This is a genomic window from Pseudomonas sp. NPDC088890 (assembly GCF_044900155.1).
In the GTDB taxonomy this organism is placed as follows: domain Bacteria; phylum Pseudomonadota; class Gammaproteobacteria; order Pseudomonadales; family Pseudomonadaceae; genus Aquipseudomonas; species Aquipseudomonas urmiensis.
The window spans coordinates 304434-320379 of record NZ_JBJDNG010000003.1; the positions used below are offsets into that span (position 1 = coordinate 304434).

17 protein-coding genes are annotated in these 15946 nt (G+C 62.3%); 8 read left to right on the forward strand and 9 right to left on the reverse strand.

Features of this window, described 5'->3' with window-relative positions; translation table 11 throughout:
- Positions 1–51: 51 nt before the first annotated feature.
- On the reverse strand, positions 52–363 hold the full coding sequence (locus tag ACI2JX_RS09160) for a DUF962 domain-containing protein (protein WP_186557396.1): 312 nt from the start codon (positions 361–363) through the stop codon (positions 52–54).
- A gap of 156 nt (positions 364–519) precedes the next feature.
- Here ACI2JX_RS09160 and ACI2JX_RS09165 point away from each other — a divergent pair, with 156 nt between their 5' ends.
- Complete coding sequence (locus tag ACI2JX_RS09165; protein ID WP_264235123.1) at positions 520–1575, forward strand: AraC family transcriptional regulator; 1056 nt, start codon at positions 520–522, stop codon at positions 1573–1575.
- Here ACI2JX_RS09165 and ACI2JX_RS09170 read toward each other — a convergent pair.
- Positions 1532–2986, reverse strand: a complete 1455-nt coding sequence (locus tag ACI2JX_RS09170) for a TrkH family potassium uptake protein (RefSeq protein WP_264235122.1) — start codon at positions 2984–2986, stop codon at positions 1532–1534. The genes ACI2JX_RS09165 and ACI2JX_RS09170 overlap by 44 nt on opposite strands.
- A 184-nt stretch (positions 2987–3170) precedes the next feature.
- Between ACI2JX_RS09170 and ACI2JX_RS09175 the strand changes: the two genes are divergently transcribed.
- A complete protein-coding gene (locus ACI2JX_RS09175) occupies positions 3171–3725 on the forward strand; it encodes a nitroreductase family protein (RefSeq protein WP_264235121.1) in 555 nt (184 codons plus the stop codon).
- 31 nt (positions 3726–3756) lie between these two features.
- On the opposite strand, the gene ACI2JX_RS09180 is transcribed toward ACI2JX_RS09175, so the two are convergent.
- From ACI2JX_RS09180 to ACI2JX_RS09205, 6 genes are all read right to left on the reverse strand, one after another.
- The gene (locus ACI2JX_RS09180; RefSeq protein WP_404689939.1) at positions 3757–5091 is read right to left on the reverse strand and encodes a sensor histidine kinase; all 1335 of its coding nucleotides are present in this window, start codon (positions 5089–5091) and stop codon (positions 3757–3759) included.
- Between the two features lie 69 nt (positions 5092–5160).
- A complete protein-coding gene (locus ACI2JX_RS09185) occupies positions 5161–5577 on the reverse strand; it encodes a Spy/CpxP family protein refolding chaperone (RefSeq protein WP_312155649.1) in 417 nt (138 codons plus the stop codon).
- A 176-nt stretch (positions 5578–5753) separates the two neighbouring features.
- Positions 5754–6431: a response regulator transcription factor gene (locus ACI2JX_RS09190; protein WP_264235117.1), complete on the reverse strand. Its 678-nt coding sequence runs from the start codon at positions 6429–6431 to the stop codon at positions 5754–5756.
- Positions 6432–6438: 7 nt separating this feature from the next.
- Entirely contained in the window at positions 6439–6825 is a 387-nt protein-coding gene (locus ACI2JX_RS09195) for a translation initiation factor 2 (protein WP_404689940.1), read from the reverse strand.
- A gap of 221 nt (positions 6826–7046) precedes the next feature.
- Positions 7047–7346 (reverse strand): YciI family protein, encoded by a 300-nt coding sequence (locus ACI2JX_RS09200; RefSeq protein WP_186522506.1) that lies wholly within the window; start codon positions 7344–7346, stop codon positions 7047–7049.
- Between the two features lies 1 nt (position 7347).
- The gene (locus ACI2JX_RS09205) at positions 7348–7944 is read right to left on the reverse strand and encodes a septation protein A (protein ID WP_186557404.1); all 597 of its coding nucleotides are present in this window, start codon (positions 7942–7944) and stop codon (positions 7348–7350) included.
- Positions 7945–8011: 67 nt separating this feature from the next.
- Between ACI2JX_RS09205 and ACI2JX_RS09210 the strand changes: the two genes are divergently transcribed.
- From ACI2JX_RS09210 to ACI2JX_RS09235, 6 genes are all read left to right on the forward strand, one after another.
- The gene (locus ACI2JX_RS09210) at positions 8012–8872 is read left to right on the forward strand and encodes a PHP domain-containing protein (RefSeq protein ID WP_264235115.1); all 861 of its coding nucleotides are present in this window, start codon (positions 8012–8014) and stop codon (positions 8870–8872) included.
- A gap of 13 nt (positions 8873–8885) precedes the next feature.
- The gene (locus tag ACI2JX_RS09215; RefSeq protein ID WP_264235114.1) at positions 8886–9515 is read left to right on the forward strand and encodes an L-threonylcarbamoyladenylate synthase; all 630 of its coding nucleotides are present in this window, start codon (positions 8886–8888) and stop codon (positions 9513–9515) included.
- A gap of 125 nt (positions 9516–9640) precedes the next feature.
- A complete protein-coding gene (locus ACI2JX_RS09220; RefSeq protein ID WP_186557432.1) occupies positions 9641–10339 on the forward strand; it encodes a ScpA family protein in 699 nt (232 codons plus the stop codon).
- A 21-nt stretch (positions 10340–10360) separates the two neighbouring features.
- A complete protein-coding gene (gene scpB, locus ACI2JX_RS09225) occupies positions 10361–11149 on the forward strand; it encodes an SMC-Scp complex subunit ScpB (protein WP_404689941.1) in 789 nt (262 codons plus the stop codon).
- 279 nt (positions 11150–11428) lie between these two features.
- Complete coding sequence (rluB, locus tag ACI2JX_RS09230; RefSeq protein WP_404689942.1) at positions 11429–12511, forward strand: 23S rRNA pseudouridine(2605) synthase RluB; 1083 nt, start codon at positions 11429–11431, stop codon at positions 12509–12511.
- Between the two features lie 772 nt (positions 12512–13283).
- Positions 13284–14702 (forward strand): amino acid permease, encoded by a 1419-nt coding sequence (locus ACI2JX_RS09235; protein ID WP_368972913.1) that lies wholly within the window; start codon positions 13284–13286, stop codon positions 14700–14702.
- A gap of 208 nt (positions 14703–14910) precedes the next feature.
- Here the strand turns inward: ACI2JX_RS09235 and ACI2JX_RS09240 are convergent, their stop codons facing one another.
- Positions 14911–15795: a LysR substrate-binding domain-containing protein gene (locus ACI2JX_RS09240; protein WP_404689943.1), complete on the reverse strand. Its 885-nt coding sequence runs from the start codon at positions 15793–15795 to the stop codon at positions 14911–14913.
- Positions 15796–15946: the final 151 nt, after the last annotated feature.

Genomic DNA, 15946 nt, shown 5'->3' on the forward strand with positions numbered 1-15946 from the left:
GGGATCTTGGGGCCGCTGTGCGGCCCCAAGACCGACCAGATGCCGCAAACCCTAAAGGCTGACCTTGCCCCGCAAGATATCCCGAAACATCGCAAAATCCCCGATCAGGCTATACCAAGGGTGCTTGAACGTAGCCGGCCGGTTTTTCTCGAAGAAAAAGTGCCCAACCCAGGCAAACCCATAGCCGGCAAATGGCACGACCAACAGCAACAGCCACTTGCCACTGGCAATGGTATAAGCCAACAGCGCAATCACCAGGCTGGTGCCAACGAAGTGCAAGCGCCGGCAGGTGGGGTTGCTGTGCTCCCCGAGATAGTAGGGATAGAACTCGGCAAAACTGCGAAACTGCGCTGTGCGGTTCATGGCTGTGCTCCCGGAGCTGCCTGTCATTTATGAAGGATACACGGCGTGGAGCCTGAATCGAGTCTAGAGTGATTAGCACAGCGGGCCAGTGACAATAAGCGCCATTTGAGTATCCTTGGCATTCACCGCAGGAGCGGTCAGCACAAGAAGCCTGTCATGAGCGAAAGAACCACGTCAGCGAGCTGGGCATCAGGGATCGTCAAGGCACTCGAGCTGGAAGGGCTCGATTGCCGTGCCATGTTCAAACAGCTAGGGCTGGACTTCGCTGCCCTCGATGACCCCGATGCGCGCTTCCCGCAGGACTCGATGACCCGGCTGTGGCAGCTGGCAGTCGAGCTGTCGGGCAACGAAGCGATCGGTCTGAACATGGCCAGGGTGGTGCGCCCGGCGTCGTTTCATGTCGTGGGCTATGCGCTGATGTCCAGCCGCACCTTGGCTGAGGGTTTCGAGCGCCTGGTGCGTTATCAACGGATCATCGCCGAGAGCTCCGACCTGAGTTTTCGTCTCGGGCCTGAAGGCTACGCGTTGGTGCTGACCGTGCATGGCGACCACTTACCGCCGACCCGGCATAGCGCCGAGGCGTCGCTGGCATGCGCGTTGTCGTTGTGTACCTGGCTCAGCGGGCGGCCGATCCAGCCGCGCCGGGTGCTAATCCAGGGGCCACAGCCGAAAAACGTCGAACCTTATAAAGTGGCCTTCCATTCGCCCCTGGTGTTTGACGCACCGCATGACGCGCTGGTGTTCGAACGCGCCGACATGGAGGCGCCGCTACCCACCGCCAACGAGGCGATGGCGATTCTGCATGACCGATTTGCCGGTGAATACCTGGCGCGTTTCTCCGAAAGCCGGGTAACCCATCGGGTGCGCCAGGTGCTGTGCCGCATCCTGCCGCAGGGCGAGCCCAAGCGGGAAACCGTGGCCCAGGCCCTGCACTTGTCGCAGCGTACCTTGCAGCGCCGGCTACAGGAGGAGGGCACCAGCTTTCAGACCCTGCTCGACGATACCCGTCGGGAGCTCGCCGAGCAGTACTTGGCCCAGCCGGGCATGACCTTGCTGGAAACCGCCTACCTGCTGGGCTTCGCCGACCCCAGCAACTTCTACCGGGCGTTTCGCCGCTGGTTCGATGCTACGCCCAGCGAATATCGCGCGCGACTGGGTGGCGAGCCGGTCAGTGACGCCAGAACGCCGGCATACACAGCACCAGCACCGTAATGATCTCCAGCCGGCCGAGCAGCATGCCGCCGGCCAGGATCCACTTGGCGGCATCCGGCAGGGTCGCGTAGTTACCCGCCGGGCCGATCACCTCGCCCAGGCCTGGGCCGACCCCCGAGACAGTACCGGCGGCGCCGGTCAGTGCTGTCATCCAGTCCACGCCGAGCAGCGACAGCAGCAGGGCGATGACGCAGATGGTGATGGCGAAGAAGAACGAGAAGGTCAGAATCGAGCGCACGATCTCTTCGTCGAGGCGGTGACCGTTGTACTTCTGCTTGATCACCGCGCGTGGGTGGATCAACTGGTTAAGGCTGGCCTTGAGCAGGATGTAGGCGACCTGGAAGCGGAAGATCTTGATCCCGCCTGCGGTGGAGCCCGAGCAACCCCCAATGAACCCGAGGTAGAAGAACAGCATCAGCGAGAAGTTGCCCCACAGGCTGTAGTCACCCAGGGCGAAGCCGGTGGTGGTGACTACCGAGGTCACGTTCAGTGCGACGTGGCGCAGGGCATCCAACCAGTGCAGATCGGTGGTGGCCCAGTACCAGGTGCCCAGCACCAGCCACGTGGCCACCAACAGGCCGAGCAGGCCTTGCACCTGTTGATCCTTGATCAGGGCACGGCGATTGCCGCGCAGGGTGGCCACGTACAGGGTGAATGGCACACTGCCGAGGATCATCACCACCACCGCGACCCAGTGCACGGCGGGGATGTCCCACTTGGCCAGCGATTGGTCGGAGGTGGAGAAGCCGCCGGTGGAAATCGCCGACATGGCATGGTTGACCGCATCGAACGGCTTCATTCCCGCCCACCAGAAGGCCAGGCTGCCGATGAACGTGATGCCGATGTACACCAGCACGATCGATTTGGCGACCATGTGCGAGCGCGGCATGACCTTCTCGGAGCGGTCCGAGGATTCGGTCTGGAACAGGCGCATGCCACCGATGCGCAGCAGCGGCAGGATCGCCACCGCCATGGCGATGAAGCCGATGCCGCCGAGCCAGTGCAGCATCGAGCGCCACATCAGGATCCCCGGAGACATGTTATCCAGCCCGCTGAGCACCGTGGCGCCGGTGGCGGTGATGCCCGACATGCTTTCGAAGAAGGCATCGGTGTAGCTGATGTGCTGGGTCAGCAGGAACGGCAGGGCGGCGAACACACACACTACCAGCCAGCTGCTGACCGTCAGCAGGTACATGTCGCGCGGGCGTAGGTGCACATGTTCGGGGCGGCCGGGAACGACCAAGGCCAGGCCCGCGATAAAGGTGATCAGGCTCGACCAGAGGAACGACGGCATGTCGCCGGTGCGTTCGAAGATCACCAGGGTGGTCATGGGAACGACCATGCTGACCGCCAGGGTGATCAGGAAGATGCCGATGATGAAACCAATGATCCTTAAGGTCGGCAACGCCATGTGATCTGCTCTGACTCGCAACGGAAAGGGCGCCATTCTACCTGTGGGTCGGCGAGCTGCAAGCTTCTAGCGCCTAGCTGCAAGAAACAGGGGCTCGGCATGCGTCCGAGATTTCTTGGCGCTTGCAGCTTGCGGCCGGCAACTTGAGAATGGGCACACATTTTATCTGCCAGGAGGGTAGCCGATGGAGGCTCTCGACGCATTGCTCAACCGTGTATCCGTTCCTCGCCTGACTGACCCTGCGCCCAATGCAGCTCAACGCGAGGCGCTGTTCCAGGCGGCGTTGCGCGCCCCGGATCACGGTCAGCTGCGCCCCTGGCGCTTCCTGACCATCGAGGGTCAGGCGCGGGAAAAGCTCGGTGAGCTGTTTGCAAGCGCTGTAGCGAAAAAAGGCGACGCAAGCCAGGCGGCACTGGACAAAGCCCGCGCCATGCCGCTGCGTGCGCCGCTGCTGATCGTGGTGATTGCCCGGTTGCAGGATCACTTCAAGGTGCCCAAGTCCGAGCAGCGACTGGCGGCGGGGTGTGCCGCCCACGGGATTTTGATTGCTGCCCATGCCCAGGGCATTGGCGCGGTGTGGCGGACCGGGGACATGGCATTCGATGCCCATGTGCATCAGGGCTTGGGGTTGCAGGCCAATGAGGAGTTGATTGGCTATCTGTATGTGGGGACGCCGGTAAATGAGCCGCGTACGGCGCCGATTTTGGCCACTGCCGAGTTCGTTAGCGCCTGGGAATAAGTGCTGTGGGGCCGCAACGCGGCCCCCAAGATCAACTGCCCACCACCGCCGTCACCGGAAACGCCAAGCGCGCAACAAATCCCCCCTGCGGATGATTGCCCAGGCTCAAGCTGCCGCCATGGCGCTCCGCCGCCCGCCGGGCGATCGCCAGGCCCAGGCCATGCCCCGCTGCTTCCTGCCCCGGTGCGCGGAAGAACGGCTCGCCCAGCTGGCCCAGGTACTCCGGCGCCACGCCCTTGCCATGATCGCGCACAGTCACCAGCACTCGGTCCTGATCAACGCTGGCACTGATCTCGATGGGTTGCCCAGCCGGATTAAAGCGCAGTGCATTGCGTACCAGGTTGTCGACGGCACGCTCGACCAGCGTCGGCCAGCCTTGCAAGGTCAGCCCTGGCGCCGCCTCCAGGCGAATCTCCTGATCCGGGGCACTGAGCTGGGCATCCTTGCGCACACTGCCCAGTAGCGCATTGAGGTCGACCGGTTCGGCCAGCGCCTGCTCGGCGTCGACGCGCGCCAGGGCGAGGATTTCACTGATCAAGTCCTCTAGCCGATCGCACTCACGGGTCAAGCGCGGCCACAGCGCCTGGCGCTGCTCGGGCTCGGCACGTTCGGCCAGGGCCAGGGCGATACGCAGGCGTGCCAGCGGCGAGCGCAGTTCGTGGGAGACATCGCGCAACAGTTGGCGCTGACTGCCGATCAGGCTTTGCAGGCGCGCGCCCATCTTGTTGAAGTCGTTGGCCAGCACGCCAAATTCGTCACGCCGGGCCGCCAGGCGGGCCAGGCTGTTCTGCTGGTAGCTGGTCTGGCCGAGGTCGTGCACCGCGCCGCGCAAACGGCTGAGCGGGCGAGTGATCGACAGCGTTACCAACAGGCTGAACAGGGTCAGCACGACCAGGGCAATCCCCAGCGCACTGAGTGGCCAGAGCAGGCTCTCGCGGTGCCAGGCGTCGAGCTCGGGATGGGGAATGCGATAGATCAGCAAGTAGGTCTCGCCGGTGGTCGGGCTGGTGTATTCCTCGGTCAGCCGGCGCCATGGCAGGCGGCGTTGGTCATTGTGCTGGCGGGCTTCGAAGTCGGCCGCGCGACGCGGGAAGGTGCCTGGCACCACGGCATCGCCGGCATCGTTGAGCACCTGCACATCGACCTTGAAGCGTTGCTTGCGTCGTTCCAGGAAGCGCTGGGCCGAGCCAATGCCCTCTTGCTCGTAATGCTGGGCCCAGCGGCTGGCCAGGGTGTTCAGGCCCGGGTGGCGGCTGAGTATCCAGTTGTCCTGGTTGAGCATATGGCCGAGCAGGATCGACAGGCCGGCGACCAGGGTGATGGCGAGCCAGAAACTAGCCAGGATGCGCCAGAACAGTGAACGCAAGACACGCACCTCCTACAAGCGGGAAAAGCCCGGCCCGCTCAAGAGCGGGCCGGGCATGGGGCGGTCAGCTTACTGGGCCTTGCCGGCTTTTTCAGCTTTCCAGGCTTGGAACTCCTTCCATTCAGCCTTGCGCGCTTCGCGCTCCTTCTTCAGTTCGTCGAACTTCTTCTGCTGCTCAGGCTTGAGCAGGGCGCGCACTTGGCCATCGGCCTTGTCGCGGCTGGCCTTGATCTCGTCCTTCATGGCCTTTTGCTCGGCGGCCGGCAGCTTGGCGATGTAGCGCTCGGTGATATCGCGGCGTTGTTTCATCTGCTCGCCCATCAGCTTGCCGATCTGCTGGCGCTGGTCGCGGGACAAATCCAGTTGGGCGAAAGGCGCGTCACCGCGGTGATGCGGGCCGTCGTGGCGCGGGCCGCCTTCAGGCATGGCCATGGCAACGGTCGGCAGGGCGGCGGCGAACATCAGGGCGATAAGGGTCTTGCGCATGGTGTTTCTCCTTTCATGGGCCGGTGTTTACCGGATGAGCCCAGTTTAGGGAGATCAAGGTCAAGCGCGGTCAGGTGAGGGTAAAGGCTGGGTAAAGACCTTGGCTGCAAGTTGTAAGCTTCAAGCGTCAAGAACACACCGATTGCATGCTCTTGTCGCTTGCGGCTGGTCGCTGCTCAGAGGCTGTAGTAATAGCCGCGGCTGCGCAGGGCGACGATGCGCGGGCGGCCATCGGGGTGTGGCCCAACCTTCTTGCGCAGGTTGCTGACATGCATGTCCAGGCTGCGGTCGTACAGGGTCAGCTTGCGGCCCAGGGCGATCTGCGCCAGTTCCTGTTTATCCAGCGGCTCGCCAGGTTGGCGCAGCAGGGCTTCAAGGATGCGGCTTTCCGAAAGGGTCAGGGTCATCTCGCGGCCCTCGATGCTGACCACGCCGCGGGCCGGGCTGAACGCCAGGTCGCCAATTTCGACTTGGGTGGTGGTCGCAGCCGGATGGCTGCGGCGCAGCACCGCGCGCAGGCGGGCGGTCAGCTCACGCGGGTCGCACGGTTTGGCCAGGTAATCGTCGGCGCCCAGTTCAAGGCCAAGAATCCGGTCCAGCGGCTCGCCGCGCGCTGAGAGCATCAGCACCGGCAGTTCAGCATGTTCGCTGCGCAATTGCTTGAGCAGCTCCAGACCGCTGCCGTCGGGCAGCATTACATCCAGCACCACGGCTGCCGGGGCGTGGGCAGCCAGGGCTTGGCGCGCGCTCAGGCCATCGTGGCAGGCGCGCACTGCAAAACCTTCCTGGGTCAGCCAGCTGCCGAGCAGCTCGCAGAGTTCCTGGTCATCATCAATCAGTAACAGCTCGCTCATGACTCACTCAATTCAACCATTGACGGCGTCTTCTGTGTCCGCCACTGGCAAAGATACCGCAGAGTACCGAGAACAGTGCAACGCCTGAGCCAATCAGGAACCATAATTGTTGATCGCTCAGTGGCGATTGCGCGGTATCGGCCTGCATTTGCTTGATCGACAGCTTCAGGCGCTGGTTATCCTGGCGCAGGCGCGTGAGCTGGGCGCTTTCTCGCTCGCTGTCGGCGTTGTGCAATTGCTCGGTGAGGGCTGCACGCTGCTTTTCACTCTCTTCAAGGCGCTGTTGCAGCTCGGTGATCCGGGCGCCGGCTTCCAGCGACAGCGCTTGTTCGGCACAGGCCAACGGGCTCAGCAACAGTAGGCAAAGCAGCAGGAACAACGGACCTTGGCGCATTGGAACTCCTGATTGATATCGATTCAGGAGGTTGTCGGCCGCTGGTCGGAATTAATGAGGGTGGGGGCCAATGCCATTCAGTAAGACCCAGGGCCTGTAATTGGGGCTGCTTGGCAGCCCAATCGCAGGCTCCCACAAAGCGCTGGGTCAACCCCACGAACGAAGTATGCACAAACCTGTGGGAGCGGGCTTGCCCGCGAAAAGTGCAACGCGGTGTCAGATCAAGGCAGGACTTGCTTGAACGGCTTCACAACCACTTTGTCGTACACGCCCGCGGCAATGTACGGGTCAGCATCGGCCCAGGCTTGCGCGGCGCCCAGCGAGTCGAACTCGGCAACGATCAGGCTGCCGCTGAAACCTGCTTCGCCCGGGTCGTTGCTGTCGATGGCCGGGTGTGGGCCGGCCAGCACCACGCGGCCTTCAGCCTTGAGTTGCTGCAGGCGCTCGATGTGCGCAGGGCGGGCGGCCAGGCGTTTTTCCAGGGAGTTGGCGACGTCGCTGGCGATGATGGCGTAGAGCATGTCAATCCTCGGTCTTGGGGGTGGTAGGGTCGCTGTCGTGCAGGTGGCGCGACAGGTAAACACCTTGGGCGACCAGGAACAACACTGTCATGCCAAGGCTGCCGAACACTTTGAAGTCGACCCAGAAGTCCTGGAAGGTGAAGGCGACGAACAGGTTGGCCGCGCCGCAGATCAGGAAGAAGCCGATCCAGGCCAGATTCAACCGCGTCCAGATGGCATCGGGCAAGCTCAGCGCGTGGCCCATGATGCGCTTGATCAACACCCGGTCGCCGATGATATGGCTACCGGCGAAGGCCAGGGCGAACAGCCAGTTGACCACCGGCGCCTTCCATTTGAGGAAAGTCTCGCTATGGAATGCCAGGGTCAGGCCGCCAAACACCAGGCACGCGACCAGGGTCAGCCACTGGCCTTTTTCCAGCTTGCGTTGACGGATGAATAGCGCGCCGTAGACCACCAGCGAGCTTGCGATCAATACCGCCGTGGCACTGTAGATACCGCCCAGTTCGAAGCTGTGGCCAGCGAATTCCAGGGGGCGCGGGTCGAGCTTGTAGACGATGAAGAACAGCAGCAGCGGGATGAAATCGATGAATTGTTTCACAATGGCAGCCAGAAGCGGGATGTGACGGCATAATATCAAACATCGATTCCAGCGGTAGCGCTCCTCCATGAATGTTGATCTGCACTGTCACAGCACGGCCTCCGATGGCGCCCTGTCGCCCTCGGTCCTGGTCGCCCGCGCCCACGAGCACGGTGTGCAGACATTGGCCCTGACCGACCACGACACCCTTGAAGGGCTGGCCGAAGCCCGCCAGGCCTGCCTTGCCAAGGGTATGCATTGGGTCAGCGGGGTGGAGCTTTCGTGCACCTGGGGCGGCGCGACCATTCACATATTGGGTTACGATTTTCCCCTCGATGCACCGCCGCTACTGGAGGCTATCGAGGCCCTGCACCGGGGGCGCTGGTTGCGCGCCGAGGAAATCGACCGCCGTCTGGCGGCCAAGGGCATGCCGGGCACGCTTGACGGCGCCCGTGCGCTGCAACAAGCGCTGGGCGATAGCGGCAACGCCCCGGCGCGGCCGCACTTTGCCGACTACCTGGTGCGCGCCGGGCACGTCAAGGACCGTGGCGAAGCCTTTCGCAAGTGGCTGGGGGCGGGCAAGCTGGGCGACGTCAAGCTGCATTGGCCAACCCTTGAGGAAACTGTCGCGACCCTGCGCCGGTCGAATGCCTGGGTGAGCCTGGCCCATCCCATGCACTACGAACTGACCCGCAGCAAGCGCAGACGGCTGATTGCCGACTATATTCAGGCAGGCGGGCAGGCACTTGAAGTGGTCAATGGGATGATGCCGGCCGAGCAGGTGGGCACTATGTCCATCCTCACCCGTGAGTTCGGCCTGCTGGCAAGCGCTGGCAGTGATTTCCACGGCCCTGGCACCTGGGGCGAAATCGGTGCTTACCGGCCATTGCCCGAGGACCTGCCACCTCTGTGGCGCCGATTCAAGCATGAACAGCCTATGGCGATATGAACAGGACGACTTCGTGAGCCAATTTTTCCAGATTCATGCGGAAAACCCGCAGGCGCGCCTGATAAAACAGGCCGTCGAAATCATCCGCAAGGGCGGGGTGGTGGTGTACCCGACCGATTCGGCCTACGCGATGGGCTGCCAGATCGGCGACAAGAACGCAGTCGAGCGGGTGCGCCGGCTGCGTCAACTGGACAAGCATCACAACTTCACCCTGCTGTGCTGCGACCTGTCGCAGATGGGGCTGTTCGCCAAGATCGACACCGCCACCTTCCGCTTGCTCAAGGCGCATATCCCAGGGCCGTATACCTTCATCCTCAACGCCACCCGCGAAGTGCCGCGCCTGCTGCTGCATGAAAAACGCCGCACCATCGGCCTGCGAGTGCCTTCCAACCCCATCGTGCTGGCCTTGCTGGAAGAGCTGGGCGAGCCGCTGATGAGCGTCAGTCTGATCATGCCTGGCGAAGAACAACCGATGACCGACCCCTACGAGATCCGCCAGGCGTTGGAGCACCACGTCGACCTGATCATCGATGGCGGTTTTGGCGACCTCAAAGCTTCGACAGTGATCAACCTGGCCGGCGACGAGCCGGAAGTGATCCGCGTCGGTTGTGGTGATCCCGCGCCATTCCTGGCCCCTGCGTGAATCAGGTGATCGAAGTAGCAGCGCCGCCGAGCGACAGCGACGTCCCCCTGCAGTTGCAACTGGCGCTGGTGTATGGCGAGGCAGTTACCGAGCTGCCGCTTGACTTGTACATCCCTCCAGACGCTTTGGAAGTGATCCTCGAAGCCTTCGAGGGGCCGCTTGACCTGCTGCTGTACCTGATCCGCAAACAGAACATCGACATCCTCGACATCCCGGTGGCGGAGATCACTCGCCAGTACATGTCCTACGTCGAGCTGATGAAGTCGGTGCGCCTGGAGCTGGCGGCGGAATACCTGGTGATGGCCGCGATGCTTGCCGAGATCAAGTCGCGCATGCTGCTGCCGCGCTCCACCGAGGTCGAGGAAGAAGAGGGCGACCCGCGTGCCGAGTTGATCCGCCGCTTGCAGGAGTACGAGCGCTTCAAGGCTGCCGCCGAGGGCATCGACGAACTGCCGCGAGTTGGCCGCGATGTGCTTATCCCGCGCCTGGAAGCCCCGCAGGCCAAGGTACGCAAGCTGTTGCCGCAGGTCAGCCTGGAGGAGATCCTGCTGTCGATGGCCGAAGTCATGCGCCGCAATGACTTGTTCGAAAGTCACCAGATCACCCGCGAGACCCTGTCGACCCGCGAGCGCATGAGCGAAGTGCTCGAACGCCTCAAGGGTGGTGCCTTCGTGCCCTTCGTCGAGCTGTTCAGCGCCGAGGAAGGCAAGCTGGGTGTGGTGGTCACCTTCATGGCGATTCTCGAACTGGTGAAGGAATCGCTCATCGAACTGGTGCAGAATGAGCCGTTCGCCCCGATCCATGTCCGCGCCCGGACCGAGTGAAACAAGCAGACCTGAAGACCCATGAACCTGAATGAACCGCGCGACCTGGCGTCGCTGATCGAGGCATTTCTGCTGGCCTCGGGCAAACCGCAATCGCTTGAACGCCTGTATGAGCTGCTCGAAGAAGCCGAGCGGCCGGCGCCTGCCGTGTTCAAGAAAGCCCTCGAGGTGCTGGCCAAGTCGTGTAATGGCCGGGCTTTCGAACTCAAGGAAGTGGCCAGCGGCTACCGCCTGCAAATCCGCGAAAACTTCGCGCCGTGGGTCGGGCGGCTGTGGGAGGAGCGGCCACAGCGCTACTCGCGGGCACTGCTCGAGACCATGGCATTGATCGCCTATCGCCAACCGATCACCCGCGGCGAGATCGAAGATGTGCGTGGCGTGGCGGTCAACACCAATATCATCAAGACCTTGATGGAGCGCGAGTGGATTCGCATCGTCGGCTACCGCGAAGTACCCGGGCGGCCGGCGATGTTTGCCACCACCAAGGCGTTTCTCGATCACTTCAACTTGCACAGTCTCGATCAATTGCCGGCGTTGGCCGAGCTGCGCGAGATGGAGCCGGAGCCGCTGGTTGACCCCGATGACGCTCCAGTGCCGGCGCATTTGCAGGCGCTGGCCGATGCCAGTCTTGGCGATGAAGAGCTGGGCGAAGGGGGGGAGCCACGGGAAGAGACCAGCTTCCGCACCTTGCTGGTGGAGCTGGATGCCATGGAAGAGGGGTTGAAGACTGATTTCGATGATCTGCGCGATGAGACGCCGGACGATCAAGCAGAGTCCTCGGTTGAAGATGAGCCTGGGGTGAAGTCCTGATTTAGCAGTGTCAGTGCTGGCCTCATCGCGGGGCAAGCCCGCTCCCACGTTGATGCGGCTCATTTGGCTGGGTGGCTCGGGCTGCGTGGGAGCGGGCTTGCCCCGCGATGAGGCCATAATTGACACAGCACAGGCTGACCGTTCAGCGCAAACCCCAGCCCCCTGCACAAAACCCGCTACTCTGCAGTGCGTTCGCCCTGCGAACCGCGTATGATGCGCGCCCCTTTGGCGCATTCGTCGCCAATAGCCAATTTCATTCCTACACCGGGAGGTGCCCAGATGAGTGAGCAAGACCTGCAAGAAACCCAAGCCATCCCCCCATCCGGCGAGAAACTGCAAAAAGTTCTCGCGCGCATTGGCGTGGGCTCGCGGCGTGACGTCGAGGCCTGGATCAGCCAAGGCAGGATCAAGGTCAACGGCGTCGCCGCCACCCTCGGTCAGCGCGTCGACCTGCACGACGCAATTGCCGTCGATGGCAAGCTGATCAAGCGCGTGGAGGCTGCCGAGGCCACCCGCCGGGTGATCATGTACAACAAGCCTGATGGCGAGATCTGCACCCGTGACGACCCAGAAGGGCGCCCGACTGTGTTCGACCGCCTGCCGCGTCCGAAAGAAGGCCGCTGGATCAACATCGGCCGTCTGGACATCAACACCACGGGCCTGCTGCTGTTCACCACCGATGGTGAACTGGCCAATCGCCTGATGCACCCGTCCTACGAGATGGACCGCGAGTACGCCGTGCGTGTGCGTGGCGAAGTCGACGACGAGATGGTCGACCGGCTCAAGGCTGGCGTGGTCCTCGAAGATGGCCCGGCGAAGTTCACCGACATCCAGAAAGCGCCTGGTGGCGAAGGCTTCAACCACTGGTATCACTGCGTGGTGATGGAAGGGCGTAACCGTGAGGTTCGTCGCCTGTGGGAGTCCCAGGGTATGATCGTCAGCCGTCTGAAACGCGTGCGTTTCGGCCCGGTGTTCCTCAACTCCGACCTGCCGATGGGCCGCTGGCGCGAAATGAGCCAGGGCGAGATCGATATCCTTGCCGCTGAAGTGGGCCTGCAGCCGGTAGCGCTGCCGACCATGAACCTCAAGGCCAAGGACAAGATGGAGCGTATGCAGCGCAAATCGACCCGTCCGCTGGGCCGTGGCGAGCGCGTGCGTACCTTGCGTCCGGCGCAGGAAGGTCAAGCTGAGCGCCCGGCGCGGGCGGCCCGTGAAGACGGTGCTGCGCGCAAGGGTGGCCGTAGCAGCAGTACCGTTGCCGAGCGTCCGAGCGATATGCGCAAGCGCACCAGCAAGCCAGAAGGCGGTAAGCCTGCGGGTGGCAAGCCTGCCGGCACCGGTCGCGGTAAGCCTCGCGGCTGATCAAGTCTGTAGCTCAGAAAGCCAGCCCTCGGGCTTAATGCTGTTCACTTGAGATTTTGGGGCCGCTTTGCGCCCCTTCGCGGGCTTGCCCGCGAAGGGGCGCAAAGCGGCCCCAAAGCAGGCGACAAGGGCCCTAAGTGAACAGAGTTAAGCCTTCCGGCTGGCTTTTTTGTGTCCGTTAGACACCCCCTCAAACTATGTGTACGTTCCAACGTACTGATTCATCAGAAATTTTCACCAAATGGCAATATTTTGAACCGCTTCGTAAAGAAAGGTTTACGACATTACCCGTTTCAACTGCCCTTTCTCTTCGTTGTAAATAAAACTTGCCAAGTCCTACGCGCTTGAGCCTGCCCCTCAGCCCCACCCCCTCTTGCCCAACCCCCCGCAGCACGCTGATATAGCGCCATGCCGTGTGCACAGCCTGGCCACAGCGCCGGGCATCAAAACAACAAATGGAGGCGCCATGTACGCCGATCACTGCGCCTTTTCAGGCCTTCGCCCCAGGACCGCTGCGTTTTTTCATCAGGAAATGACGCAACGCGTTGACGCCTGCGCGTTTGCAGGGGTATACAATGCGCCGCGTTTTACCTGTGACCCCTTTGCGTACCGCGCACTCTTGCTGACTCCCGGTTGACCGTCCTGGCCCAGTGCCTATCGTGTCGCCCGAGTCCAAGAAAAATCCAAGGTAATCACCTTGCCCATTCCGCTGCGCCACGAGCGCGGTGGGTCCGATTCCGTCACAGATAAAAACAAGCAGGTGACTTCGTTCATGAGTGGACAAAACATGCAGTCAGGCGAGCTCAAGCGGGGCCTGAAAAACCGCCATATCCAGCTGATCGCCCTGGGTGGCGCGATCGGTACCGGATTGTTCCTGGGCTCGGCCGGTGTGATGAAGTCTGCCGGTCCGTCGATGATCCTTGGCTATGCCATCTGCGGCTTCATCGCTTTCATGATCATGCGCCAGCTCGGCGAGATGATCGTCGAAGAGCCGGTTGCCGGCTCCTTCAGCCATTTCGCGCACAAATATTGGGGCGGTTTCGCCGGCTTCCTGTCGGGCTGGAACTGCTGGGTGCTGTATATCCTGGTCGGCATGTCGGAGCTTTCGGCAGTCGGCAAGTACGTCCATTACTGGTGGCCGGAGATCCCCACCTGGGTCACCGCCGCGGCGTTCTTCCTGCTGATCAACGCCATCAACCTGATGAACGTGAAAGTCTTCGGCGAGGCCGAATTCTGGTTCGCGATCATCAAGGTCGCAGCAATCGTCGGCATGATCGGCCTGGGCGCCTACCTGCTGACCAGCGGTAGCGGTGGCCCTGAAGCCTCGGTGACCAACCTGTGGGCGCATGGCGGCTTCTTCCCTAATGGCGTGAGCGGCCTGGTCATGGCGCTGGCGATCATCATGTTCTCTTTCGGTGGCCTGGAAATGCTCGGTTTCACCGCAGCCGAGGCCGACAAGCCAAAGACCGTGATTCCCAAGGCGATCAACCAGGTCATCTACCGGATCCTGATTTTCTACATCGGCGCCCTGGTGATTCTGCTGTCGTTGACCCCATGGGACAGCCTGGTCGCCAGCATCGATGCCTCCGGTGGCAGCTATGGCAGCAGCCCGTTCGTGCAGGTGTTCTCGCTGCTCGGTAGCGACGTGGCTGCGCACTTGCTGAACTTCGTGGTGTTGACTGCGGCGCTGTCGGTGTACAACAGCGGTACCTACTGCAATGCGCGGATGCTCTATGGCATGGCCGAGCAGGGCGATGCCCCGGCTGCGCTGGCCAAGATCGACAAGCGCGGCGTGCCGGTGCGTTCGATTCTGGCTTCGGCAGTGGTCACCCTGGTTGCCGTGCTGCTCAACTACTTCATGCCGCAGCATGCCCTGGAGCTGCTGATGTCGCTGGTGGTAGCGGCGCTGGTGATCAACTGGGCGATGATCAGCTACTCGCACCTGAAATTCCGTCAGCACCTTGACCGTACCGGGCAGAAGCCATTGTTCAAGGCACTGTGGTACCCCTATGGCAACTATGTGGTACTGGCCTTCGTGGTGCTGATCCTGGGCATCATGCTCATGATCCCGGGGATTCAGGTATCGGTGTATGCGATCCCGGTATGGTTGTTCGCGATGTTCGTGGCCTACATGCTCAAGGGCAGACGTGGGACGCAGGCTAACCGGGCGGCAAGCTCTGTAGCCAAGTAAGCGCTGAGCGTTTTACTTGAAACCCGATGACCGGTGACTGGCATCGGGTTTTTTGTTGTCTGTACGGGCGCTATCGCGGGGCAAGCCCGCTCCCACGCAGGCCGCCAAGCATGCGTGCCAGGCATGACGGCCAGGCATGACGGCTAGGCATGACGGCAGGCATGACTGAGTGGGAGCGGGCTTGCCCCGCGATAGCGCCCACTGGGCTTTAAATCTGCTCCAGCAGCCAGCCACGAAATGCCCGCAACGACGGCAATGCCTCATTACGCGGCGGATAAATCAGGTAGTAACTGCGCTGACTGGCGAACGCGACGCCCGGGCTGAACAGCTCGCCCTTGGCCAGTTCTCCCTCGACCAGAACCCGCGGCACCAGGCCAATGCCAATGCCTGCTCGTACAGCCTGGATCAGGTGCGAGGTCAACTCGAAGCTCGGCCCCAGGCGCATCGCTCGGTGTGGCAGGTCATGGTGGGAGAACCACTCGCCCCAGGCGTGCGGGTTGTTGGCCACATTCAGCAGTACCTGTTCGCTGATTCGCGCCGGGCTCCAACCCTGCGCCTCACTGGCGGCCTCCTGCGGCAGAATCACCACCAGCTCTTCGGCATGCAGGCGGTGGCAGATCAGCCCTGGCAGGTCATGGCTGGCCACGCCGATGGCGGCGTCGATCTCGCTGGTGTCGAAGTTGATCGCTTCAATGCGTGAATGAATATGTACCAGCATCCCAGGATGGGCTGCGTAGAAAGCGTGCAGGCGCGGCAGTAGCCATTTCGAGCCGAACGTCGGCAGGGTGGCCAGGCGCAAAGTGCCGACGCCTGTCTGGTAGGCCAGTGCCTGCAAGGTGGCACTGCGGATCCGCCCGAGGGCTTCGCTGAGCTCGCGCTGGTACAGGCGCCCGACGTCGGTCAACTGCACCTGGCGCCCTTCGCGGCGGAACAAGGTCAGGCCTAACTGCTGCTCCAGTGCCTGCACCTGGCGGCTAACCGCGCTCTGGGTCAGCGACAGTTCGGCAGCGGCGCGGGTATAGCTTTCATGCCGAGCGGCGGCCTCGAACGCCAGCAGCAGCGACATCGATGGGGTCAGGTGGCGGTAATTCATTCATAAAGCTCATCAATAGCGGCAGGAATATCCGTTTGCCCCTGGCCGGAAAGTACAGGAACATTGGCATATTCGTCATCCCTGGCTGTGTAACCTATGCCGGGAAGACAGGTTTACCGTGAATCAGCCCATATCAAGAGGCCATCCAACG

Coding starts and splice junctions, on each gene's coding strand:
- ACI2JX_RS09160 (WP_186557396.1), bottom strand. CDS start 363: ATGAACCGCACAGCGCAGTTTCGCAGTTTTGCCGAGTTCTATCCCTAC.
- ACI2JX_RS09165 (WP_264235123.1), top strand. CDS start 520: ATGAGCGAAAGAACCACGTCAGCGAGCTGGGCATCAGGGATCGTCAAG.
- ACI2JX_RS09170 (WP_264235122.1), bottom strand. CDS start 2,986: ATGGCGTTGCCGACCTTAAGGATCATTGGTTTCATCATCGGCATCTTC.
- ACI2JX_RS09175 (WP_264235121.1), top strand. CDS start 3,171: ATGGAGGCTCTCGACGCATTGCTCAACCGTGTATCCGTTCCTCGCCTG.
- ACI2JX_RS09185 (WP_312155649.1), bottom strand. CDS start 5,577: ATGCGCAAGACCCTTATCGCCCTGATGTTCGCCGCCGCCCTGCCGACC.
- ACI2JX_RS09190 (WP_264235117.1), bottom strand. CDS start 6,431: ATGAGCGAGCTGTTACTGATTGATGATGACCAGGAACTCTGCGAGCTG.
- ACI2JX_RS09195 (WP_404689940.1), bottom strand. CDS start 6,825: ATGCGCCAAGGTCCGTTGTTCCTGCTGCTTTGCCTACTGTTGCTGAGC.
- ACI2JX_RS09200 (WP_186522506.1), bottom strand. CDS start 7,346: ATGCTCTACGCCATCATCGCCAGCGACGTCGCCAACTCCCTGGAAAAA.
- ACI2JX_RS09210 (WP_264235115.1), top strand. CDS start 8,012: ATGAATGTTGATCTGCACTGTCACAGCACGGCCTCCGATGGCGCCCTG.
- scpB (WP_404689941.1), top strand. CDS start 10,361: ATGAACCTGAATGAACCGCGCGACCTGGCGTCGCTGATCGAGGCATTT.
- rluB (WP_404689942.1), top strand. CDS start 11,429: ATGAGTGAGCAAGACCTGCAAGAAACCCAAGCCATCCCCCCATCCGGC.
- ACI2JX_RS09235 (WP_368972913.1), top strand. CDS start 13,284: ATGAGTGGACAAAACATGCAGTCAGGCGAGCTCAAGCGGGGCCTGAAA.
- ACI2JX_RS09240 (WP_404689943.1), bottom strand. CDS start 15,795: ATGAATTACCGCCACCTGACCCCATCGATGTCGCTGCTGCTGGCGTTC.